We start from the raw sequence: 24084 nt of genomic DNA on the forward strand, positions 1-24084 counted from the left end.
ATTATATGGAGATTAAGGGCAATTCTTATATATTAAATCTTTGTATGAATCCTACCTATAAAAATGATTCTTTTGTAAATAGAGATATATTTTTGAATAAATATTATAAGGATAATAATATTTATTTATATAGGCTATGGTATAGAGATTGGTGGATTGATAAATATAAAGAACTAGATAAAATTGAAGAGTATATAAAAAAATTGACAAGTCTTAATAAATAAAATATACTATTCTAGTGAATTAAATAAGACAGTTCGGAAGCCTCCTGTCTCTAAACAAAACTACGGTTATTAATTGCAGTTTATATTAAGTGTGATTTATTCGTAGAGGGTTTTTTATAATCCTCTATTTTTTTATTTTATACCTAATATTGCTTTGCTTTAATTCGTTTTTTGAGGTGTCTATATATTCATAGACACCTTTAATTTTATAAATAAATGGAGGAAATTATATTGAAAGGTAACTTGACATCAAGATTAGTAAAAGCTGGTTTAATTGCAGCATTGTATGCAGTATTAACTATGATCCTAGCACCTATAAGCTATGGGCCAATACAATTTAGATTATCAGAAATTTTAGTACTATTTGCGTTTATAGATCCTATATACATAGTAGGTTTAACATTAGGATGTTTAATATCAAATATGTCTGGTGGATATGGTTTAATGGATATATTCTTTGGTACCTTAGCCACATTTCTAAGTGTAAGTGCAATATCTATTACTGCTAAATATATTAAATCAAATATGCTTAGCTTAATTATAGCATCACTTTGGCCTACTATATTTAATAGTATAATAGTTGGATGGATGCTTAGTGTAGTATTAGAATTGCCTCTATTAATAACAATGTTACAAGTAGGAATTGGTGAGTTTGTTGTAGTAAGTATAGTAGGGATACCTGTATTTAAAATCATTGCAGATAAATATAGAAATAAATTAGTTATAGATTAAAAAGTAAGCTTAGATACTTTATAGTTGTCTAAGCTTACTTTTTTAATTAAAATATACATATGAACTAATAGATAAATAGAATAAGGAGAAAGATATGAATTTAGTTACGCTAGAAAATATAAATAAAACTTACAGTGAAAAAGTTTTATTGAATGATGTAAATTTAAATATTAATGATGGCGATAAAATTGGTTTAATAGGATTAAATGGAGCAGGGAAATCTACTTTACTTAAAATATTAACTGGAAGAGATGAATTTTTTGATGGTAGAATTACCAAAGGGAAAAATGTAAGAATAGAATATTTAGCACAAGATACAAAATATGATGATAACGCAACAGTCTTAGAACAAATATTTAAAGGTGATACTCCAGAAATGAAGCTTTTAATGGAATATGAGGACTTGTTGGATAGAGCATCAACAGATTCATCATTAAATGATAGATTGATACAATTACAAAGTAAAATAGATACTATGAATCTTTGGGATTTAGAAAGTGACGCTAAAACAATTCTTACTAAACTTGGAATATTAGATTTTAATCAAAAAATGTTTGAGTTATCAGGTGGGCAAAAGAAAAGGGTATTTTTAGCTTCTTCCTTAATAACACCATGTGAACTATTAGTATTGGATGAACCTACGAACCATCTAGACTCTGAGTCAATTGAATGGCTAGAAGAGTATTTAAATAATCGAAAAGGTGCCTTAATTATGATTACTCATGATAGGTATTTCTTAGATAGAGTGACAAATAAGATTATAGAATTAGATAGGGGAAGTCTTTATCAGTATGAAGGAAACTATAGTGATTTCTTAGAGAAAAAAGCTGAAAGATTACAGGTAGAGGCTGTAAAAGAAGAGAAGAGACAAAAGCTTATATTAAAAGAATTAAAATGGGTTAGAAGAGGTGCTAAAGCAAGAACAACTAAACAAAAAGCTAGATTACAAAGATTTGATGACTTAGTTAACACTGAGCATATATCAGTAAATACAGATATAGAGATTCCCTTTATAGGTAGAAGATTAGGTAAAAAGATTATAGAAATAAATAATTTATCTAAATCCTTTGATGAAAAATGCTTAATTAAAGATTTAGATTATATATTCTCTAAGAATGATAGAATTGGCATCGTAGGGAAAAATGGAGTAGGGAAAACTACTTTGATAAATATGATAACTGGCAATATAAAACCTGATTATGGTACTATAGAGATAGGGGATACCGTAAGCATAGGAACTTTTTCACAAGATAATAATCATATGGATTTAAATCAAAGAGCTATTGATTATATTAAAGAAGGTGGAGAAAATATACCTACGGAAGATGGCTATACTATAACAGCTTCTCAATTAGCTGAAAGATTCCTTTTTGATGGTACATTACAGTATACACCAATTGAAAAATTATCTGGTGGTGAAAGAAGAAGACTTCACCTATTAAGAATTTTAATGGAATCTCCGAATGTGCTTATATTAGATGAGCCTACTAATGATTTAGATATAGAAACACTTAAAATCTTAGAAGATTTCCTTGATGAATTTATGGGAGTTGTCATTATAGTATCACATGATAGATATTTCCTAGATAGGCTATGTAATAAAATATTCTCTTATGAGGGGAATGGTATAGTTAAGCAATATGTAGGTAATTATAGTGATTATCTTCTTTACAAAGAATATGAAAAAGCAAATGAGAACGTAATAAATACTAACGAAAATGAGAAAAAGCAACAAGATAAGAGTTATAAAAGTAAAGATACTAGACCAAAATTCACATTTAAAGAGCAAAAGGAATTTGAAGAAATCTACGATGTTATTGAGAACTTAGAAAATAATATAACTGAAGTAGAAAATAATATAAACAAGAATGCTACAAATTATGGACTTTTAAATGAATTAATAAAAGAAAAAGAAGTACTAGAAGAGGAACTTCTTATGAGATACGAAAGATTAGAGTATTTAGAAGATATAGACAGACAAATAAAAGAGTATAAGAAAAGCTAAAAATCCTTCTTTAAAGATTAAGTTAATTATAGTATAATCTATGTGTAATATTACTATAAATGACTGTAAGGAGATGCAAAATGAAAAAATTAATTAAAGCTTTAAGTCTTTCATTGTTATGTGCTACTTTCGTAGCTTGTTCTGGGGCTAAATCTAGTGGTACAGAACTAAAATCAGGATTAACAGCTAAAGATGTTGTTACAAAAGTAGAAGAGAAAGCACCTATGCAAATGCCTATGGAATTAGACGAGGAAATGGCTAAAGATTTAGCTAACCTTAACATGGAAGAGGTTGAAGATTTCGCTATTACTAAAGCAGCTATAATGAATTCAGCTGATATTGCTGCAGTAATTAAAGCTAAAGATGGTAAAATAGAATCAGTAAAGGCTTCATTACAACAAATGCTTGATACAGAAAGAGATAATGCATATTTGCCAGATCAAAAGGAAAAAATAGAAAATGCTATTTTAACTGAAAAAGGTAACTACGTTATATTATTAGTTAATGCAGATGTTAAAGCAGCTGAAGCAGCTGTTAATGAATGCTTTGAATAATTAGAGATTTAAGAGCTAGGTAGGATATTTTCTTATCTAGCTTTTTTAGAAAGGACATTATGGTATTTAGTAGCTTAATTTTTATATTTAGATTTTTACCTATTTTTTTAATAGTATATTTTTTTACACCTAAAAAATTTAAGAATTTAACTTTACTTATATTTAGTTTATTATTTTATAGCTTTGGAGAACCAAAGTATTTTATACTTATGATAGCATCAATCTTAGTAGATTATTTTATATCAATTGCAATAGAAAATAATTTTAATAGTAAGATTAAATGTAGATTATTACTAGCAATTTCAGTGTTTTTCAATATGGGAATGCTATTTTTCTTTAAGTATTTTAACTTTTTTATAGATAATATAAATCTAATATTTTCTAAATCTTTTAATGAATTAAGTTTATCATTACCTTTAGGAATAAGCTTTTATACCTTCCAAACTCTATCATATACAATTGATGTTTATATGGGAAAGATTAAAGCTGAAAGAAATATAATTGACTTTGGAGCATTTGTTTCTTCATTTCCTCAACTTATTGCTGGACCTATAGTAAAATACACGGATATTAATAAAGAAATTAAAAAACGTGAGTTTTCTTTCGATAATATTGAAATAGGATTAGAAGAGTTTGTAATAGGATTAGGAAAAAAGGTATTAATAGCTAATAATATAGGTATGCTTTGGACTGAAATATATAATAAAAATATAAATGAAATTTCAATGCCATTAGCATGGATAGGAATATTAGCCTTTTCATTTCAAATTTATTTTGATTTCAGTGGATATTCCTCAATGGCCATTGGCCTTGGTAAAATATTAGGATTTAATTTCCCAACGAATTTTAATTTTCCTTATATATCAAGAAGTATTAGTGAGTTCTGGAGGAGATGGCATATAACATTAGGATCGTGGCTAAAGGAATATGTTTATATACCTTTAGGTGGCAATAGAGTAGGGAAATTAAGACTGATTTTAAACCTTCTTATATTGTGGTTTTTAACAGGTTTTTGGCATGGAGCAGAATATACATTTATAATATGGGGATTATATTTCTTTGTACTAATATCTTTAGAAAAACTATTTTTATCTAAATTTCTTGATAAAAATAAGATATTCTCTCATATTTACACAGTCTTTTACTTATTAATAGGATGGGTTATATTTGCAATAGATAAAATGGATTTATTAATTATTTACTTAGGAAGAATGTTTTCTTTTAACTTTACTTTTGATTGGATATATTACTTAAATAATTATATGATAGTTTTTATTTTATGTATTATTTGTTCAACACCATTAATATTAAGATTATATGTGAAAATGAATAAATCTATTAAGACACTAGTAATTATTGCTATTTTCCTATTATCAATTGCTTATCTAGTAGATAGTACATATAATCCATTTTTATATTTTAGATTTTAACAGGAGTTATTGAAGCATGAAAAATATAAAAAAATATCCTATAAGTTTATGTTTAATTTTAATGATTTTATTAATAAGTATAGCAGATATTTTTAATAAAGATATAGATTTTTCTACATTTGAGAACAGATCTTTAGCACAAAAGCCTAAATTTTATTATAGTGATTTTGAAAGTGGAAGATTCTTTAAAAGTTATGAAAGATATTTAAATGATCAATTTTTACTGAGAAATACATGGATAAATATAAAGTCAGCTGCAGAATTTGTTTTAGGTAAAAAAGAGAATAATGGAATTATCTATGGTGATAAAAACTTTTTATTTGATAAATTTGAAGATATAGATGAAGAAAATCTAAGAAAAAATATTGATACTTTAAAAAGTTTTATTACATCTTCAAGTTCTAATTTTGATGTTATGATAATTCCTGAATCATTTAGTATATATAAAGAGCTTTTACCTAACGGCATTAGTTTAGTTGATGAAAATCAATATATAAATACTATTAATACTGAATTTAACAATTTAAATAATGTAAAATCTATAAATCTAATAGATAAATTTATAGAAAATAAAGACAGATATATATATTATAAAACTGATCACCACTGGACTTCTCTAGGTGCATATTTGGCCTATAAGGAGTTTGCAAATATAAATAATATAGAAGCTATAGATGTACAAAATTTAAAAGAAAATAGAGTAGATAGCTTTCTTGGAACTTATTTTTCCAAAGCAAAAAACTTTAATGTAAATGAAGATTATATTACATACTATGGCAATAATAATATAGATGTAAAGATAGATGGGGTAGAAGTGGATGGGTTAAATGATGACTCAAAATGGAGTAGTAGTGACAGATATTCAGCATTTTTACACGGTAATAATGGATTAACTGTTATTACTAATAACTCAGTAAAAGATAAATCAAAAATACTAGTTATTAAAGATTCTTATGCAAATTCTTTTATACAATTTTTAATCAATAATTATAATGAAGTATATGTAGTAGATTTAAGAAGTTTTATTGGAAGTTTTAATGAATTTTACTCAAATAATAATTTTGATAAGGTCTTAATAATGTATAGCTTTAAGAATTTAGTTAATGATGTTAATATTTCCAGAATAAAATATTAAACTTTATATCAGATTTATTGACAATCCTATGATAATTTGATAATCTTTTAAAGGTTATTATATATTTTTATAGGAGGACATTATGGAAGGAACAAAAGAAGTAAAAATACTAGTTGCTGATCCATCTGCTTTAGGGTTATTCGGATTAGCTGTAATTACATTAGTGGCATCATCACAAAAATTAGGATTAACAAGCGGGGTATCTCTTGTGTTACCTTGGGCAATATTCTTAGGAGCTACAGCTCAATTAGTTGCTTGTTTAAATGATTTTAAACATAATAATACTTTTGGAGCAACTGCTTTTGGAGCTTATGCATTCTTTTGGTACGCTATGGGTATGACTTGGTTAATCCAAAATGGAATATTTGGAGACAAGCTTGCTCAAGCGGCAGATAGTAAACAATTAGGATTTGCTTTCTTATCATACTTAATTTTTACATTATTTATGACTATAGGAGCTATGGAAACTCATAAAGTATTATTCATAATATTTGTTTTAATAGATTTCCTATTTATAGGATTAACATTAAATTCATTTAATATAGCACCACATTTTTCACATAATCTAGCTGCTTATTCTGAATTAGGAATAGCTTTAGTATCTTTTTATGGCTGTGGAGCATCAGTATTAAATAAACACTTCGGAAAGACTTTCTTACCAATAGGAAAGCCATTTAACATTTTTAAGTAATTATTATTTTATATTTTTATAAATAGTGTTATAGTTGTAATATACTATAGCACTATTTTTTTATAAATTTTTATAGATAAAGGAGAATTAAACAAATGAAATTATGTGTATTTTTAAAAGGCAAAAAAGATCCTGTAATATATGAAGGAGATAAAATAGATGTAGTAGACTTCAATTTTAATGGAGTTGATTATAAGCAAATCAGGTGTTTTAAAAAGGGGATATCTAAATCAGAGTTAATTGCTAAAGAGTTAATTGTTAATATTAAGAATCAATAAATACATAATAAAAGTTCTAAATTATATAATTTAACAATAAAATATTATTGAAAAGATACTAACAGCAAATATTTAATATAGTATCTTGCCTTAAGACACTAACAGCTTTAATCTTTTGTAATTGTTAATATAATGATGTGTCTTGTTATTTAAGGAGGAATTATGTCTGGGGTCTTAAATAAAATTAGAAAAGAACTATATAAACTTTCAGAACCAGAAATGGATCAGGAAGAGCAGAATTCGATTTTAGCTTTAAAAGATTTTATTGAGAATATAGCCTACTTAAGAAATGCTTCTGAAGAAGAAATAATTAATAAGTTTAGGCTAATATTATTTTTAGATACAGAAGAGAGTATAAAATTCTTATTTTTTATTAGAAGTATAAAAAATGGGCTAGGGGAGCGTAGAATATTTAGGGTTTTACTAAAATACTTAGCCAAGGAAAATACAGATATTATAGAAAAAAATATAAGGATTATACCCAAATATGGTAGATGGGATGATTTATATTCTCTATTTGATACACCCTTGGAAGAAAAAGTTATATATCTTTTTAAAAATCAAATTCAAAAAGACTTAACTTCAAATACACCATCTACTTTAGGTAAATGGTTGAAATCTGAGAATTCATCATCAAAAGATAGTAGGGCCCTTGGATATAAAACTAGGGTGTTATTGAAATACTCGTCAAAGGAATATAGAAAATTATTAACAACTTTAAGAAGAAAACTTAATATTATTGAGAACAATTTAACTACAAAGAACTATGAAAATATTAATTACGAAAATATATCTAAAATAAGTATTAATAAATATAAAAAAGCATTTTTCAAGAATGATAATAAAAACTATAGTCTATATTTAAATAATAAGGTTAATACTGATTATATTATTCCTAATAAGATTATAAATTATCTTAATGCTAATATGGATGAAGATAATTTAAATAATAGAATTGAAAATCTATTTTATAATATAATTATTAAGGGTGCAACGAATTTAGATGATTCACTTATTATAAATGGATTAAATGAAAATGAGAATAATGAAGTTTTGAGCTTACTTATTTTTACAATCGTTTTATACAAAAAAATAAATTTGAACGCGTTTAAAAACTATTATATATCCTTTAAGAAGAATCCTAAATTTAATAAACTGACAGAAATCGATTTGATAAATGATATGAAATCTATATATAATAATTATACTAATTTTAATATAAATTTAAATTCTGCGTTAGATTTGCTGTTATTTACTTTATTAAAGAAAAACCTAAGTTCAGATTCTTCACCTAAATCAATATTATATATTTACAACAGCGATGAAGATATAGATTTTTATACAACAGAAGATCTTAAAGAAAAATGGTCAAAAGCAAACTTCGAGATTCCCGAAATAAAGTTATGGAACTTAAATAATTTAAATAATAATTTCTCTATACAAATTAAAGATGATGTAATAAGAATATCAGGATACAACCAAAACATATGGAAATACCTAATAGAATCGAAAGAAATAAGTAATACTGAAATCATTTTAGATAAATATCATAAAATAAATCTTAGAGATATTAATATTTAAGCAATGTGAATAGCATTGCTTTTATAAAATTACTTTACATAATATTTAATATGTAATAACTAACTTATAAAAAACCTAGAAAATAATTTCGCTAAATATACATTTAGTGTATTTCGTAATATTGAAAAACGAAAATGGCTATGATATAATAAAATCAAGGCTTAACAAGGATTTAATGAGGTGAAAAAATGTCTAATATGCGAAAAATAACATATAAATATAAAGATTTTAAGTACAGTGAGGATGTTAACCGACTTTTAAATGTTGAATTAACTAATAAAGATAAGAAAAAGATACACCTAATATATTCTAATTACTACAATTTAGGTGTAGAACGTGGTTATGAATATATAATTGAAGATCTTTATAAATTAGCAGAAATACATAAACTATCTACTACACAACTATCTGAAATATACGGTACTGGTGTGAGAAATATTCAAATATGGTTAAAGGAACTTGGGATAAATCGAAGCATTAAAAAAGGTCAAAAGCTTCAAAAGAAAAACTCTTCAGCGAATATAAATTTAAAATCTGACGAAAATCAAATTTCAACTTCCGATTCATTGATGAGTAAGTATGGTATAGAAAAAGTTGAAATTAAAAATTTGCCGCAATCGATGATAGATTTTCTAAATTATCTAGAAACTATTAAAGCTAAATCTCCAAATACTATTAAGGGATATGAAATAGATTTATCTATGTTTTTTAAATTTTTAAAAATATATAAAGGTTTAGTTGTTGATCCTTCTTTAGAATTTCATGAAATTAATATTAAAGATATAGATAACAGTTTTTTAAGAAATATTAAGCTAACAGATATTTATGCATTTTTAAGTTTTACAGAAAAACAAAGAAATAATGGTAATTATGCCAGAGCTAGAAAAGTTGCTGCGTTGAAATCTTATTTTAAATTTCTTCAAGGTAAAGCTAAAATTATTGATGATAATCCTACGCTAGATCTAGAATCTCCTAAAATTAATAAACGGCATCCTATTTACCTTACTTTAGAAGAAAGTGTGAATTTATTAAGTTCATTGGATGAAAATAGCAAAAACTATTATAGAGACTATTGTATTCTAACATTATTTTTAAATTGTGGAATGCGTTTATCAGAATTGTGTGGAATAAGAATTGATAAAATAAAGGGAGATACTTTAACTATCATAGGAAAAGGTAATAAAGAAAGAACTGTATACTTAAATGAAGCTTGCATAAAAGCTATTAATAGCTATTTAAAGGTTCGAGATGACTCTAAATGCCTTCCTGAGGATAAAGAATACCTACTACTCTCCTCCCGCTTTAAACCGATTAATAAGCGTACTGTAGAGCTTTTAGTTAAGAAACATATTTATAATTCTGGTTTAACTAACGAAAAATATACACCTCATAAATTGAGACATACAGCAGCTACATTAATGTATAAACACGGAAATGTAGATATTAGAAGTTTACAAAGCATTTTAGGTCATGAAAATATTTCTACAACTCAAATTTACACTCATGTAGATGAAGAAATTTTAAGAGATGCAGTTAAAGCTAATCCATTATCAAAACTTTAATGTTTTATATAAATTGGACAAGCTATCTATAATAAAAATAATAAAAGGTAGGATATTAATTATTATCTATATCCTACCCCATTTATTATTAATTATCTTCTCTTTAACCTTCTAAATCCAGGGAATACTTCTTCTGTTGCTTCATCAAAGTCTTCTTCTAAATAATCTAAATCATCTATATATTCTATGTTATCAAAAGCATCCACATAATCTAAATCACTATCTTCTTTTGATATATACTCTTCTTCTCCTGCTGTATTTGCAGCTTCTTCTTTCAATGCTTCTAGCATACTTTTATACTCAGCTTCTAAAAATTGATTTTCCTCAACATTTTTAGCTATATCTTCTATTCTTATTGCTCTAACATCTATTCCTTCTTCCTTTAAACAATCACCGCAATTATCACAGATTCTATTTGGATATATATCGCATATATCGTCCTCAGTATATTTATTAATATTCACTAAAACACCACCTACGATTTAATTTGATTTTAACGTAACTTATATTATATCAAATACATATATATTTTTCAAATACTTTTATCATTAAGAACATAAGTTTGATATTAAATCTGTTTTATGATATAATGTTGCCAATAAAGTGAGGTGTTTTATTAATGGAAGTAAGAGATAAACAATTAGAAATCTATGATTTTTTAAAAATATATACAGAAAATAAAGGATATCCACCTTCAGTTAGAGAAATCTGTGAAGCTGTTAATTTAAGATCAACTTCAACAGTTCATGGCCACTTGAAGAGACTAGAAAAAAAGGGACTAATTAAAAGAGATCCTACTAAGCCTAGAGCTTTAGAAATCATAGAAATGTCTAATAATAAAAAAGAAATGTTAAATATACCTATTATAGGAAAAGTAACAGCAGGAGCACCGATCTTAGCTACTGAAAATATTGAAGATACCTTCCCTATCCCAATAGAATATATTAAGCATAATGATGAACTTTTTATGCTTAAAGTTACTGGAGATAGTATGATAAATGCAGGTATAAATGATGGTGATTATGCCATAATTGAAAAAGCACCAACTGCGGAAAATGGTGAAATAGTTGTTGCTTTAATCGAAAATGAAGCCACAATAAAAACTTTTTATAAAGAAAAAGATCATATAAGGCTTCAACCTGAAAATGATAGTTTATCTCCTATTATTGTTGAAGATTGTAGCATACTGGGAAAATTAGTTGGTCTATTTAGAGCATATTAAAAATTATGAGTCATACAATATTATGTATGGCTCTATTTTTTTTAGGAGGTAAAAAAGTGAAGGTTTCTATTGTTAAAAAAGACCAAATAATAACGGAAAATGGTTTAGATGAGAGTACTGTTATAGATAAAAGAGACTATACTTCTATAGTATTACTTTCAAAAGTTATAGTAGCTAGTATATATGCTTTTGGATTAGGCTATAGTTTATTTTTTCTTGGCGATGAATTCATAGAAGTAGGATTGTTATTCTTAGCTTTACTAATAATTTCTTATATTATTATTGAATATCCTTATGCTTTATTAAAAGCTTTATTTCTACCAAAGGTATTTGATAAAGATAACATCAATCTACAGATTCATCCATTTACAATGTCTATAGATATATGTTCAAAAATAGCAATTTCTAAAACGAGAATTATTTTATCTTTAATAGTTCCATTTATTATTCTAGCTATTATACCTACGATTGCAAGTTATCTATTAGAGTTTAATATGTATTTTTATGTTATTGCATCTTCTGCAGCCATTATAGCAACGAAAGATCTTATTTACTTATTTTTAATTCTAAAGAACAGCTCTAAAATAGATAATATTAAGCTAGCTTTAAATGAATTTATTTTTTATAATTAGTATTTGTATATAAAACAAAAACTCCATAAGGAATAATATATTAATATTTCCTTATGGAGTTATTAATTTTTGATAGCATAAATTATAATTTAAGTATATTATTTAAAGAAATCATTATTCCTATCTTTGCATGATCAAAAGTTAATCCACCTTGTAAATAGGCTATATAAGGTTCCCTTATAGGTGCATCCGCAGATAGTTCAATAGATGAACCTTGTATAAAGGCTCCAGCAGCCATTATAACTTCATCATTATACCCTGGCATAGCCCAAGGCTCACATTCTACAAACGAATCTATTGGAGACCCCTTTTGTATTCCCTTACAAAATTGAATTAATTTTTCTTTATCACCAAATTTAATAGCTTGAATTATATCACTTCTTTTTTCATTATATTTAGGTAAAACTTCAAATCCTGCAAGCTCCATTATTCTAGAGCAGAATATTGCTCCTTTTACTGCTTCCATTGCTATATGCGGTGCCAAGAAAAGCCCTTGATAAAGTTGTCTAACAACTCCAAAAGTTGATCCGCACTCCCCTCCTATTCCAGGTGTAGTTAATCTATATGCTGCTTGCTCAACATATTTAGATTTACCAGCTATATATCCGCCTGTCGGAGCTATGCCTCCACCGATATTTTTTATTAAAGAACCTGCAATTAGATCTGCTCCTACATCTGTTGGCTCAATATAATCTATAAATTCACCATAACAATTGTCTACAAATACTATTACATCATCTCTTAAGTCCTTAACAAATTTTATTACTTCACCTAACTCGCTAACTAAAAATGAATTTCTCCATCCATATCCTGTGCTTCTTTGTATATGTACTAATTTTATCGTATCATCTTTAGATAAAACCTCTTTGATTCCATCTAAATCGAATTTACCATCCTTTAGATTAACCTGTTTATAATTAACTCCATATTCCCTTAATGATCCTATATTTTCTTTTCCGCTAATGCCTATAATATTATGAAGAGTATCATAAGGTGCTCCAGAAATACATACCATCGTATCTCCTGTTCTTAAATTGCCCATTAAAGCACATCCTATAGCATGTGTACCATTAACAAAATGAGGACGTACCAATGCACTTTCTGTATTAAAAATCCTTGCATATACTTTATCTAAAGAATCTCTTCCTATATCATCATATCCATAACCAGATGAGTTAGTAAAATGTGATTCACTTATTCTTTCTTCTTGAAATGCTTTTAACACTTTTAATTGATTATACTCTCTTATTTCATCATAGGTACTGAATACCTCTTCTACATCCTTTAGAGCCTTATTGTATAACTCAAATGTACTATCTGTAAAATTAAGAGTTCTTATCATTAAATCTTCTGTTTGTTTTAACATACTATAATTACATATTAGTTAATTAATATGTATTCTCCCTTCTTTTCATATAAAATATATTATCATAAAAATAATATTATCATATTTCACATCAAATTCAAACATATACGCTAAATATAAAAAAAGAAGGCAAAATATTGCCTACTCTTCTTCGTTATTAAATAATATTGGTTTTGCAGGAGTTATGGTTGTAATAGCATGTTTGTAAACAAGCATTTGCTTACCTTCACTATCTAAGACAACAGTAAAGCTATCAAAGCCTTTTACATATCCTTTTAATTGAAATCCATTTGTTAAATAAATAATAACTGAAATTTTATTTTTTCTTGCTCCATTTAAAAAGATATCTTGTAAGTTATTAGGCTGTTTATTCATATAAGCCACCTCCGAAATATTATAAAATAAATAATATATTTATCTTCTCAGGTCACTAGCTATTCTGGTAAATATTTCTTCTTCAGTTAGTTCATCTTTATTAAGAAAAATTGCCCTAGGATCTCTTCTAAACCAGGTTAATTGTCTTTTAGCATAATTCCTTGAACCTTGTTTTATCATCTCTATAGCATCTGTATAAGAAATCTTTTCTTCTAAGTAATAGAAAACCTCTTTATAGCCTATACCTTGCATTGACTGCATAAGAGAATTATACCCCATCTCCTTAAGTTTTATGCATTCATCAATTAAGCCTTTTTCTAGCATAATATCTACTCTTAAATTTATTCTCTCATATAGCTTAGATCTATCCATATTGATAGCATAATAGTTTACATCATATGGACCATTATAAAAATCATCACCTGAATTAAATGAGCTGAATGGTTTATTGGTTAATTTATATACCTCTAACGCCCTAATAACTCTTTTTCTATTATTAAAATGTATTTCTTTATAACTTATAGGATCTATATCCTTAAGCATATTATGAATATATTCATTTCCATTTTTATCAGCTAAAACTTCTAATTCTTTTCTATATTCATCATCACTATCTGCTTCTGTAAAATTCATATTACAAGTAAGCGCATTTATATATAAACCAGTACCACCAACCAATATAGGAAGCTTATTTCTTGATATAATATCATCTATGCACTTAGTCGCAATTTCTTTATATTCTGCTACAGAGAAAGGCGTACCCGGATCAACTACATCTATCATATGATGAGGTATCCCCTCCATTTCATCCTTAGTAATTTTAGCAGAACCTATATCCATATACTTATATATTTGCATAGAATCAGTTGAAATTATTTCACCATTTAATTCCTTAGCTAACTTTATAGATAAACTAGTTTTTCCAACAGCTGTGGGCCCAGCTATGATTAAAATTTTATTTTTCATTATTTCTCCCTAGACTATTCTCCTAAATTTTTTATCTAAATCATAATTTGTAAATTTTATAATAACAGGTCTGCCATGTGGACAATGAAAAGGATCATCTATATATCTTAAATCATTAATTAATTTCTCCATTTCAGCTTCATTTAAATAATTATTTGCCTTTACAGCAGCCTTACATGCGAGTGTAGCTATTCTATTATATTTAACTTCTGTTGTTTTACCACTACCTAGACTTTTTATATTGTCTAATATATTCATAAATAAATTTCTAGCATCTAGTTTCCCTAAAAAATAAGGAACTTCTTTTATAGATATAGTATTACCACCAAAGTTTTCTATTATAAATCCAGCTTTAGAGAATACTTCAGCATTCTCATCATAATAACAATAATCATCTGTAGTTAAATCTATTAATATAGGTACTAATAGCTGTTGTACTACTATATCTCCATCTTCTATATTCTTCAAATATTTTTCAAATAGTATTTTTTCGTGAGCAGCATGCTGATCAATAATATATAAGATATCTTCATATTCTGCTAAAATATACATCTTATTAAATTGACCTATTACTCTTAAATTTGGAAATTTTGCAATTTTATTATTTTCTAAATTCTTATTTTCTAAATTCTTATTTGGTAAATTCTTATTTGGTAAATTAATTTCCTTTTTCTCTTCATAAACAACAGGTTTATCTTCATAACTTGTATAACTTGACTTAATAGAATTACTTAATTCTTTTAAGCTCTTATATAATTCCTCTTCTTTTCTTACCTCTTCATAAGTAAGATCTTCTAAATCTTTATTAATTATTTTTTTATTTTCGGACTTGATTTCTTCATTAGAGATATCTATAATATCAAACTCTATTTTTTCGATGTTTGGGGTACTTTCCTCTTCTTTAATTTCTTCTTCTGGAATATAAAACTCTTCAAAAATTTCATTTTTAAAAGCTCTATGCACTGAGTCAAATACTTTTTTAAAGATTCCTCTATCTTCCTTAAATTTAATCTCAGCCTTTGTTGGATGTATATTTACATCTACAAATTCAGGATAAAGTTCTATAAAAAGTACAAAGAATGGAAATTTATTTACTGTAGCAAATGATTTAAAAGCATTTTCTACAGCAGCAACTATAGTTTTATTTTTTATATATCTACCATTAACAAATATGCTTTGATTATTTCTAGATCCCCTAGATATTTCTTCCTTTCCTATATAACCATATAAAGATATAGCCTCTTCTTTACTCTCAAAGTAAATTAAGTTATCACTAATACTCTTACCATATATAGTTCGTATTACATCTATTAGATTACCTGTTCCATAGGTATGTAAAACTTTCTTACCATTATTATAGAACTTAATAGATACATCTGGATGAGATAAAGCAATTCTATTAACTATATCTCCTATTAAGGCTCCTTCTCTTGAAATAGTTTTTAAAAACTTCTTCCTTGCAGGTACATTATAAAATAAGTCTCTAACTTCTATTATAGTTCCCTTATTAGTTCCTATATCATTTAAATTTATAATTTCTCCGCCTTCTATTACTATTTCAGAGCCAAAGTCATCTTCTTCTATTTTACTTTTTAAACTTACCTTAGAAATAGATGCTATTGATGCCAAGGCTTCCCCCCTAAATCCTAAGGTCATAATAGAGTAAATATCATCTACATCTCTTATCTTAGATGTAGCATGAGGTAAAAAAGCTTTTTTGATATCTTCTCTATGTATACCATGACCATCATCTATTATTCTTATTAAAGAAACTCCACCTTCTTCTATTTCAATTGTGATATTCTTAGCATCTGCATCTATAGAGTTTTCCATAAGTTCTTTAACCACAGAGGAAGGACGCTCTACTACTTCCCCTGCTGCAATCTTATTAGAGGTATGTTCATCTAATACGTTTATTCTCTTCATATTCTACCCCCTTATAATTCTATTTTAACTTCTTAGCTTCTAAAATTAACTTATATAATGTGTTCATTGCATCCATAGGAGTTAAAGACATTACATCTAATTCTGCTATAGATTTAATTAAACTTTCCTTTTCTATTATAGAGAAATCTAACTGATAATTATCTTCATTCTTAACCTTCTTATTCTTTTTAGGCTTTTCTTCCTTCTCTATAGCTACTTCTTTAATAACTTCAATATGTTTTATATCTTCTTTATTTTCTTCTAATGAAGCTAATATTTGCTTTGCTCTATTTATAACTTCATTAGGTAATCCAGCAAGCTTAGCAACCTCTATACCGTAAGATTGATCTGCTCCACCTTCAACTATCTTTCTTAAGAAGATTATATTATCATCTATTTCTGATACTGCTACTGAATAATTCTTAACACCTTCAATATTGCCCTCTAATTTAGTAAGCTCATGATAATGAGTAGCAAATAATGTTTTACATTTAAGATTATTATTTTTTGATATATATTCTATTACTGCCCATGCAATACTTAATCCATCGTAAGTTGAAGTACCTCTTCCAACTTCATCTAATAAAACTAAGCTTTTAGATGTAGCATTTTTTAAGATATTTGATACTTCCCACATTTCAACCATAAAAGTTGACTTCCCACCTGCTAAATCATCAGACGCACCAATTCTAGTAAAAATCTTATCACATATAGATATATTCGCAGCTTTCGCAGGAACAAATGATCCTATTTGTGCCATAAGAGTAATTAAAGCTACTTGTCTCATATATGTAGATTTACCTGCCATGTTAGGTCCTGTTATAAGTAATAATCTATTATTATCAGTATTTAACAATGTATCATTTGAAACAAACTCTCCATTACTAATTACTTTTTCAACTACAGGGTGTCTTCCTTCATTTATTTCAATTAATCCCTCTTCGTTTATAGATGGCTTTATATAATCATTTTCTAATGCTATTAAGGCCAATGTAGATAAAGCATCTAAATTACCTATGATTCTAGCGCTTTGTTTAAGTCTTGGTATTTCCTTTTCTATTAACTCTCTAATTTCTACAAACAAATTGTACTCTATTGATATTAGCTTTTCTTCAGCTCCTAATATCTTTTCTTCCATTTCCTTTAATTCTTGAGTTATAAATCTCTCAGCATTTGCTAAAGTTTGTTTTCTTATATATCTTCCTTCTGGAATAGATGAATAATTGGCTTTAGATATTTCGATATAATAACCAAAGACTTTATTATAACCAACTTTTAGAGATTTAATACCTGTAAATTCTCTTTCTCTATTCTCTAAAGCAGCAATCCATTCCTTCCCATGGAACTTTGCAGTCCTTAAACTATCTACTTCATCATTGTATCCATCTTTAATTATATTTCCTTCTTTTAATGATATAGATGGATCATCCATAATTGATTTAGATAATAATTCCTTTATATCAGATAGTTCATCTAAATCATTAAACCATTCATTTAAAATTGATGACTTCGATTTAGATAGATGCTCTTTTATTGCTGGTAATTTTTCAATAGATTTTTTCAAAGATATTAAATCCTTGGCATTTACATTCTTATTAGATATTTTACCTACTATTCTTTCAATATCATAAATCTCTTTTAATAAAATTCTTAAATCCTCATTAAAATAATTATTTGTAAATAACTCTTCTACACCATTTAATCTGTTTTCTATTTCATTTTTAATTATAAGTGGTTCCTCAATCCATTTTCTAATTGCTCTTCCACCCATGGATGTAGAAGTCTTATCTAAAACCCATATTAAGCTACCTCTTTTAGATTTTTCTTTAAGGCTTTCTGTAAGTTCTAAGTTTCTTCTTGAATTACCGTCTATAGTCATATAATTTACAATATCATAATATTCAAGTAAGTTAATATTAGTTAAAGTCATCTTTTGAGTGTCATAAATATATTTAAGTAACGCTTTAGAGACTTGCTTAGATAGTTCATTTAAATTTACACTACATACTTCTGAAAATTGATTAACTAGTTCCTCTTCAGTGCATATATTTTTCTTTAAATCTCTTTTCGTTATTAATGCTTGTGAAACAGAAGTTATTTCTGATAAAAGCTCTTCACTAATATTATTATCTACAAGTATTTCTTTTGGATTAACTTTTGTTATTTCATCTAATAAAGTCGCTTTAATACCATTAAATGATGTAACCTTGAATTCTCCAGTAGATATATCTGAAATTGAAACACCGAAGCTATCATCCTCTTGAACTATACACATTAAATATGTATTCTTATATTCATTATCTTCTGAAGCTTCAACAAAAGTTCCAGGAGTGATAACTTTAATAACATCTCTTTTTACAATACCTTTAGCAACAGCTGGATCTTCTACTTGTTCCCCTATAGCAACCTTATAGCCTTTATTTACTAACCTAGCTATATATGATGATGCAGCATGGAAAGGTATTCCACACATAGGTGCTCTTTCTTCTAACCCACAGTCTCTACCAGTAAGTACAAGTTCTAATTCTCTTGATGCAATCTTAGCATCTTCAAAGAACATTTCATAAAAGTCACCTAATCTAAAAAATAAAATACAATCTTTATAATTCTCTTTTATCTCAAAATATTGTCTCATCATTGGAGTTAACATATTAAATACCTCGCTAATATTAATTTAAGTATAAACCTTGTAAACATAAGGTTTTATGACTATTATACTATAAATTTACAACAATAAAAAGTAATAAGGCAAGTAAGAGAGTATTAGCTAATATATTTATCTGCTATAATACTCTCTTAGTTGAATTAGTTAATTAAATTTATAATAAAATTATCAATGTTAAATTCATTCTTAGTTTCAAATAATTCTTGTAAAACTTCTATATTTTCTTCTAGATGTTCTATATCTTTAGAATATGTATGTGCTATATCTACCATATCATCATCTAAAAACTCTTTATTTTCTAAATAACGTATAACAGATAATTCTTTAATTATTATAAAGCTTATTAAAGCAAGTTTAATCTTTCCTAATACATCATAGTCATAAACTGCTTTCATAAAGTATCTATATACGTAATATATAATAATTTGTTCAAATTGATATTCTTTACCTATATAATAATTCTTGAAATTTTTATGAAGATCATAGTAAACATTAATATCCTCTTCATTTTGCCAAAAATATCTTAATGAGTTTTCTAATCCTAATATGTCATTTGGCTTAATATGTTTTAAATTTATAAATATATTAAATATCTTATATATATTCATATATCTATCATCTAAGGATTCCTTATGATTATAAAGGGAATTAATACTTTCCTCTATAAATTCTTTATCCAAATATTTTTCCCTAATATCTTTAATTGAAGTTATATCATTTGAGTCTATCTTTTCTTGGATTTCATTTGTAAAAGATAGTGCTAAAGCACATCTATATTTAAGTTCAATTTCTCTATTTTGTAATATATCAAAAACTAATTTTCTACATTGCATAATATTTATATATACATTTGGATTTATATCATTATAGCTATTTACTTCCTCATCATTATCTTTAATTAGGAATTTCACTGCTTTATTTTGCTTTAAAATAATCCTTGCTGCTTCAGGACAAGATAGTGATAAGCCAATTTCACGCAAAGTTCCAAACTCCTCTAAATAACGTGGATATTGCCTACATGTGTAACAGAGCCCCTCTTCCCCTAATTCGTTATATATAGCACATAAATTATTGTCATTTAAAAATGAACATCTATCTCCATTTAATAGAAATACATGATCACCTTCATCATTTATTATCTTACTTCTTAATTCATCTCCAAATTTACCCTTAACAGATAAGTAATTATTATAACTTTTATCATCTATTACTATTCCCCAACCTGCACAACAAGTGTCCTCACACTTATCAGCAATACATTTAAATTTATCAAAATAATCTGGTGTTCTTATTTTCATTTTTCCCCTCACATCATATGTAGATATATTATTATAATAAAACAATTTTAATACTCACTTTAAATCCATTCAAGAGTTATTTCTTTTAAAATCTATATAAATATAAAAAAAGGGATCCTTATTCAAGTTCCCTTAATTTATTTTAGCCTATAGAAAATAGATTTAATATATCTTCTTCACTTAAAGAATTTATATTAGAGCCTTCCATATCGTTATCAATAATCTTTTCTATTAACTTTCTTTTTTCATCTTGAAGTTCTACTATTTTTTCTTCTATAGTGTTTTTAGATATAAGCTTTATAACTTCAACAATGTTCTTTTGACCAAATCTATGGGCTCTGTCTGTTGCTTGGTCTTCAACAGCAGGATTCCACCAAGGATCAAAATGAATAACTATATCTGCTGAAGTTAAATTTAAACCAGTTCCACCAGCTTTTAAACTTATTAAAAACACAGAATTATTTCCATTATTAAATTCATCTATTAGCTGAATTCTTTTTTCAGATGAGATACTTCCATCTAAATAGCTATAAGATATATTTTCAGATTCTAGCCTTTTAGATATATTCTTTAAGACAGAAGTAAATTGTGAAAATACAAGAATCTTATGTCCCTCTTCTATTCCTTGATTCAATAATTCAATTAAAGAATCTACTTTGCCGCTATTACCAGTGTAATCATTTATTAGTACAGATGGATCTAAACATATTTGTCTTAGTTTTGTTATATAAGATAATATCTCAATTTTACTATTATTTAATTCCTCATCTTTAACTTTCTTTTCTATCAGATTTTTAGCATAATCAGCATAAATAGCATATACCTTTTCCTGTTCTTCTGACATTGAAACTAAAAGCTTCTTTTCAATTTTTAAAGGTAATTCCTTTATTACATCTTTTTTATATCTTCTTAATATAAAAGGCTGTATTAACATATTTAATTCTTCTAAAACTTCTTTAGACTCGTGTAGTTTTTTATAATATCTAACACTAAATCTCTTTTCATCAAATAGATATCCAGGCATTATGAAATCAAAAATTGACCATAATTCCAAAACAGAATTCTCTATTGGTGTACCTGTTAATGCAAATTTTCTATTTGCTTGTATTTTCTTTACTGATAAGGCATTTTGAGAATTACTATTTTTTATATATTGAGCCTCATCTATAAAACAATAGTCGAAGTTAATATTACTATATGATTCTAAATCTCTCTTTAATATATTATAGGTTGTTATTATAACGTCATAATTACAAAGATTATTTAGTATATTTAATCGTTCATCCTTTGTTCCATTTAGAACTGCCCATTTAATACTTGGAGCAAACTTTTCAATCTCGTTACTCCAATTATAAATTAATGATGTAGGTGCAACAATTAAAGTTTTAGATGGAAGTGTTGATAGAATAAAAGTAATGGCTTGTATTGTTTTGCCTAGCCCCATCTCATCTCCTAATATACCACCAAAACCTAAGTAATCCATTGTCTTTAACCAATTATATCCCTCTTTTTGATAAGATCTTAAATTAGCATTTAAAGTTAAAGGTTCTTTAAAAGTCATTTTCTTAACATCTTTAATCTTCTTTTGAATCTTTGTTAGTTCATTTTTACCTTTTATATATCTTAAATTATTATCTTTAATAAAATCATTTATAAACATTGATTTATTTTTATTAAAGACTAATTTATCATCAGTTATATCATTATCAATAGAAAGAACATCTAATAACTTTAAGAAATTTCTTAGTTCTATTTCTTCTAAATCTAAATATTCACCATTTTTTAGCTTATAATATTTCAAATTATCTTTAAAAGCTAAAATTACACTTTTTATTTCATCATTAGAAATATCAGCAATCTTAAACTTCAGTTCTAAATAGTCGTATTTTCCTGCTTCTATTCGTCCTATTATATTTTTATTATTTACTTGCTTGATTATCTTAAAGTTCTCTGAATAGAATACTTCTCCGATTTCTTGTAATTTAACAATTTCATTTTTAAAGAAATTAAATATATAATCATCTCCAAGTAATAAATAAAACTTATCTCCTGAAGGCTCGAAGCCTAATGCTCTTAATGAAGATAATACTTCATTCTCCCTATTTAAATCCCTATAAATAATTTTATTTTGATATTCATGGAATACATTAAATTCATGCTCACCATACTTTACTTTTAGAACTAATGTAATATCTTTATTTACTTTATCAAAGTAAAAACAAAACTTAACATCTTCCTTAACTATTTTTTCTTTTATTGTCTTATTTATCTTTACATAATCAGATAAAGTATATAACTTAGGCAGTAAATGTGATAAAATTCTTAGTTCATCATCTTTACTTAAAGAAATAGAATTCATACCATTAAAAGCTTTTATATATTTTGATATATTATAACAATAATCAAAACTTGGAAGATAAATACTGCTTCCATATAAAAATATTGAATTCTTTTTATCTAGTATTTCTGGTAATCCTTCATCTATGGATAATATGTATTCATTACCTAATTCTTTCAAACTAAACTGTATATTAGGTTTATCATAAATAACTTCTGTCTCTACAGGTCTATAAAAGAAACCTTCATTAAGATATATTCTACTTTTAGATATAATGTCGAAAAATTCTCTTAATAAAAAATCTGGAATTATTAATGTCTTTCCATCTATAAATTTATCTTGTCTTCTAACAAAATTTAATTGTAGATTTTCAATATCCTTAATCTTCTCAATCAAGTTTATAATTTTATTTTCTTTTATTCCTAATCTCTGATACTTTAAATCAAAAATAAAATCTTTACCATATTTAATAGGAATTCTATTATTTATAGATATTAATAGTTGATTTATATCTTTGACTACATATAATTTATTAGATGATAATCCCTTTAACCCTATTTTAAATTCAGCAGTTATTTTATTTTTAATTCCTCTTCTATTTATATAAACTTCTAGCTTAATTTCCTCTTTATTCTCTTCCTCCAGAAGTAAATTTAGAATATTATCATTTACTTTAAAAATATTTTTATTCGCAACGCTCGTCTCAAACTTTTCTTTAATATCTTTATAATTGTCTAATTCTTCTAGAAATCTATAAAATGTTGCAGCCAGATGCTTACAAAAGTAATTTTCTTTTCGAAACTCATTTTTTTCAAAATCATCACATGTACAATATGTAGAAATTAAAGTTTTACTTTTAACATCTAGTTCAATATTATTATTATATTCACTAAAATAATCTTCTGATAAAACTCCTGAGTTAATATGTACTAACCCTTCATCATAAGACATTTTAAAATTTGAAACTAAATCACTTTCCAGAATTTTTTTACTTGCTAATATGCATTTTTCAGATATAAATTTTTTATTCTTTTTTAATAAAACTTCTTTAATCATAGTACTCACCCTAAAAACAATATTATTTTATTATAACAAAAAGAAGTG

20 protein-coding genes are annotated in these 24084 nt (G+C 26.1%); 12 read left to right on the forward strand and 8 right to left on the reverse strand.

Features of this window, described 5'->3' with window-relative positions; all coding sequences use genetic code 11:
• From QK892_RS12360 to QK892_RS12405, 10 genes are all read left to right on the forward strand, one after another.
• On the forward strand, positions 1 to 224 hold a 224-nt coding region (locus QK892_RS12360; RefSeq protein ID WP_317273844.1), incomplete at its 5' end, for a hypothetical protein.
• Between the two features lie 231 nt (positions 225 to 455).
• Positions 456 to 956 (forward strand): QueT transporter family protein, encoded by a 501-nt coding sequence (locus QK892_RS12365; RefSeq protein WP_317273845.1) that lies wholly within the window; start codon positions 456 to 458, stop codon positions 954 to 956.
• A gap of 94 nt (positions 957 to 1050) precedes the next feature.
• The gene (locus tag QK892_RS12370; protein ID WP_317273846.1) at positions 1051 to 2961 is read left to right on the forward strand and encodes an ABC-F family ATP-binding cassette domain-containing protein; all 1911 of its coding nucleotides are present in this window, start codon (positions 1051 to 1053) and stop codon (positions 2959 to 2961) included.
• A gap of 80 nt (positions 2962 to 3041) precedes the next feature.
• A complete protein-coding gene (locus tag QK892_RS12375) occupies positions 3042 to 3515 on the forward strand; it encodes a DUF4358 domain-containing protein (RefSeq protein ID WP_317273847.1) in 474 nt (157 codons plus the stop codon).
• A 59-nt stretch (positions 3516 to 3574) separates the two neighbouring features.
• On the forward strand, positions 3575 to 4945 hold the full coding sequence (locus QK892_RS12380; protein ID WP_317273848.1) for an MBOAT family O-acyltransferase: 1371 nt from the start codon (positions 3575 to 3577) through the stop codon (positions 4943 to 4945).
• 16 nt (positions 4946 to 4961) lie between these two features.
• Positions 4962 to 6080 carry a DHHW family protein gene (locus QK892_RS12385; RefSeq protein ID WP_317273849.1) on the forward strand — a complete coding sequence of 373 codons (1119 nt, stop codon included), beginning with the start codon at positions 4962 to 4964 and terminating at the stop codon, positions 6078 to 6080.
• An 82-nt stretch (positions 6081 to 6162) separates the two neighbouring features.
• Positions 6163 to 6771 carry an acetate uptake transporter gene (locus QK892_RS12390; protein WP_317273850.1) on the forward strand — a complete coding sequence of 203 codons (609 nt, stop codon included), beginning with the start codon at positions 6163 to 6165 and terminating at the stop codon, positions 6769 to 6771.
• A gap of 95 nt (positions 6772 to 6866) precedes the next feature.
• Positions 6867 to 7049, forward strand: a complete 183-nt coding sequence (locus tag QK892_RS12395; RefSeq protein WP_317273851.1) for a hypothetical protein — start codon at positions 6867 to 6869, stop codon at positions 7047 to 7049.
• A 162-nt stretch (positions 7050 to 7211) separates the two neighbouring features.
• On the forward strand, positions 7212 to 8630 hold the full coding sequence (locus QK892_RS12400) for a DUF2828 family protein (protein WP_317273852.1): 1419 nt from the start codon (positions 7212 to 7214) through the stop codon (positions 8628 to 8630).
• Positions 8631 to 9199: 569 nt separating this feature from the next.
• Positions 9200 to 10192: a tyrosine recombinase XerC gene (locus QK892_RS12405; protein ID WP_317273881.1), complete on the forward strand. Its 993-nt coding sequence runs from the start codon at positions 9200 to 9202 to the stop codon at positions 10190 to 10192.
• Between the two features lie 92 nt (positions 10193 to 10284).
• Here QK892_RS12405 and QK892_RS12410 read toward each other — a convergent pair whose 3' ends face one another.
• Positions 10285 to 10656, reverse strand: a complete 372-nt coding sequence (locus QK892_RS12410; protein ID WP_317273853.1) for a hypothetical protein — start codon at positions 10654 to 10656, stop codon at positions 10285 to 10287.
• A gap of 155 nt (positions 10657 to 10811) precedes the next feature.
• Between QK892_RS12410 and lexA the strand changes: the two genes are divergently transcribed.
• Positions 10812 to 11414, forward strand: a complete 603-nt coding sequence (gene lexA, locus QK892_RS12415; RefSeq protein WP_317273854.1) for a transcriptional repressor LexA — start codon at positions 10812 to 10814, stop codon at positions 11412 to 11414.
• A gap of 56 nt (positions 11415 to 11470) precedes the next feature.
• Positions 11471 to 12046: a metalloprotease family protein gene (locus tag QK892_RS12420; protein WP_317273855.1), complete on the forward strand. Its 576-nt coding sequence runs from the start codon at positions 11471 to 11473 to the stop codon at positions 12044 to 12046.
• Positions 12047 to 12128: 82 nt separating this feature from the next.
• Here the strand turns inward: QK892_RS12420 and QK892_RS12425 are convergent, their stop codons facing one another.
• The 7 genes from QK892_RS12425 to QK892_RS12455 form a co-directional block, all read right to left on the reverse strand.
• Positions 12129 to 13412, reverse strand: a complete 1284-nt coding sequence (locus QK892_RS12425; protein ID WP_317273856.1) for a methionine gamma-lyase family protein — start codon at positions 13410 to 13412, stop codon at positions 12129 to 12131.
• Positions 13413 to 13553: 141 nt separating this feature from the next.
• Positions 13554 to 13787, reverse strand: a complete 234-nt coding sequence (gene hfq, locus QK892_RS12430) for an RNA chaperone Hfq (protein WP_317273857.1) — start codon at positions 13785 to 13787, stop codon at positions 13554 to 13556.
• Positions 13788 to 13826: 39 nt separating this feature from the next.
• Complete coding sequence (gene miaA, locus QK892_RS12435) at positions 13827 to 14753, reverse strand: tRNA (adenosine(37)-N6)-dimethylallyltransferase MiaA (protein WP_317273858.1); 927 nt, start codon at positions 14751 to 14753, stop codon at positions 13827 to 13829.
• Between the two features lie 9 nt (positions 14754 to 14762).
• A complete protein-coding gene (gene mutL / locus QK892_RS12440) occupies positions 14763 to 16679 on the reverse strand; it encodes a DNA mismatch repair endonuclease MutL (protein WP_317273859.1) in 1917 nt (638 codons plus the stop codon).
• A 19-nt stretch (positions 16680 to 16698) separates the two neighbouring features.
• Positions 16699 to 19329 (reverse strand): DNA mismatch repair protein MutS, encoded by a 2631-nt coding sequence (mutS, locus tag QK892_RS12445; protein ID WP_317273860.1) that lies wholly within the window; start codon positions 19327 to 19329, stop codon positions 16699 to 16701.
• Positions 19330 to 19484: 155 nt separating this feature from the next.
• On the reverse strand, positions 19485 to 20642 hold the full coding sequence (fliB, locus tag QK892_RS12450) for a flagellin lysine-N-methylase (protein ID WP_317273861.1): 1158 nt from the start codon (positions 20640 to 20642) through the stop codon (positions 19485 to 19487).
• 142 nt (positions 20643 to 20784) lie between these two features.
• Positions 20785 to 24036 (reverse strand): DEAD/DEAH box helicase, encoded by a 3252-nt coding sequence (locus tag QK892_RS12455; RefSeq protein ID WP_317273862.1) that lies wholly within the window; start codon positions 24034 to 24036, stop codon positions 20785 to 20787.
• Positions 24037 to 24084: the final 48 nt, after the last annotated feature.

The organism is Clostridium lamae, from assembly GCF_033043255.1.
GTDB lineage: Bacteria > Bacillota > Clostridia > Clostridiales > Clostridiaceae > Clostridium > Clostridium lamae.

Bases quoted from the DNA above. Each gene is read 5' to 3' on its own strand.
- QK892_RS12370 (WP_317273846.1), top strand. From the start codon at position 1,051: ATGAATTTAGTTACGCTAGAAAATATAAATAAAACTTACAGTGAAAAA.
- QK892_RS12375 (WP_317273847.1), top strand. From the start codon at position 3,042: ATGAAAAAATTAATTAAAGCTTTAAGTCTTTCATTGTTATGTGCTACT.
- QK892_RS12380 (WP_317273848.1), top strand. From the start codon at position 3,575: ATGGTATTTAGTAGCTTAATTTTTATATTTAGATTTTTACCTATTTTT.
- QK892_RS12385 (WP_317273849.1), top strand. From the start codon at position 4,962: ATGAAAAATATAAAAAAATATCCTATAAGTTTATGTTTAATTTTAATG.
- QK892_RS12390 (WP_317273850.1), top strand. From the start codon at position 6,163: ATGGAAGGAACAAAAGAAGTAAAAATACTAGTTGCTGATCCATCTGCT.
- QK892_RS12395 (WP_317273851.1), top strand. From the start codon at position 6,867: ATGAAATTATGTGTATTTTTAAAAGGCAAAAAAGATCCTGTAATATAT.
- QK892_RS12400 (WP_317273852.1), top strand. From the start codon at position 7,212: ATGTCTGGGGTCTTAAATAAAATTAGAAAAGAACTATATAAACTTTCA.
- QK892_RS12405 (WP_317273881.1), top strand. From the start codon at position 9,200: ATGAGTAAGTATGGTATAGAAAAAGTTGAAATTAAAAATTTGCCGCAA.
- lexA (WP_317273854.1), top strand. From the start codon at position 10,812: ATGGAAGTAAGAGATAAACAATTAGAAATCTATGATTTTTTAAAAATA.
- QK892_RS12425 (WP_317273856.1), bottom strand. From the start codon at position 13,412: ATGTTAAAACAAACAGAAGATTTAATGATAAGAACTCTTAATTTTACA.
- hfq (WP_317273857.1), bottom strand. From the start codon at position 13,787: ATGAATAAACAGCCTAATAACTTACAAGATATCTTTTTAAATGGAGCA.
- miaA (WP_317273858.1), bottom strand. From the start codon at position 14,753: ATGAAAAATAAAATTTTAATCATAGCTGGGCCCACAGCTGTTGGAAAA.
- mutL (WP_317273859.1), bottom strand. From the start codon at position 16,679: ATGAAGAGAATAAACGTATTAGATGAACATACCTCTAATAAGATTGCA.
- mutS (WP_317273860.1), bottom strand. From the start codon at position 19,329: ATGTTAACTCCAATGATGAGACAATATTTTGAGATAAAAGAGAATTAT.
- fliB (WP_317273861.1), bottom strand. From the start codon at position 20,642: ATGAAAATAAGAACACCAGATTATTTTGATAAATTTAAATGTATTGCT.
- QK892_RS12455 (WP_317273862.1), bottom strand. From the start codon at position 24,036: ATGATTAAAGAAGTTTTATTAAAAAAGAATAAAAAATTTATATCTGAA.